Genomic DNA, 415 nt, shown 5'->3' with positions numbered 1-415 from the left:
GGGCATTTACTCAGATAAAATTAAAGATGTCAAAAAGGTTAAAGATGGTGCTAAAGTTGTCATTCCAAATGATGTATCAAACCAAGCACGTGCACTTAAACTATTAGAAGCAGCTGGTTTAATAAAACTGAAAAAAGATTTCGGATTAGCAGGCACGGTGAAAGATATAACGTCAAATCCAAAACATTTAAAAATTACTGCAGTAGATGCACAACAAACTGCACGTGCTTTATCTGATGTCGATATTGCAGTTATTAATAACGGTGTAGCACCTAAAGCGGGTAAAGATCCTAAAAATGATCCGATATTTTTAGAAAAATCAAATTCAGATGCAGTAAAGCCATATATTAATATTGTTGCAGTTAATGACAAAGACTTGGATAACAAAACATATGCTAAAATCGTAGAATTGTAT

General features: G+C 32.8%; 1 pseudogene. It reads left to right on the top strand.

What is annotated here, in order from left to right:
- Positions 1-415 (top strand): annotated as a pseudogene (gmpC, locus tag GUI70_RS25375) (dipeptide ABC transporter glycylmethionine-binding lipoprotein); the annotation flags it as partial.

Source organism: Deinococcus alpinitundrae, assembly GCF_009982895.1.
GTDB lineage: Bacteria > Deinococcota > Deinococci > Deinococcales > Deinococcaceae > Deinococcus > Deinococcus alpinitundrae.
This window is presented reverse-complemented; position numbering and strand designations above follow the sequence as displayed.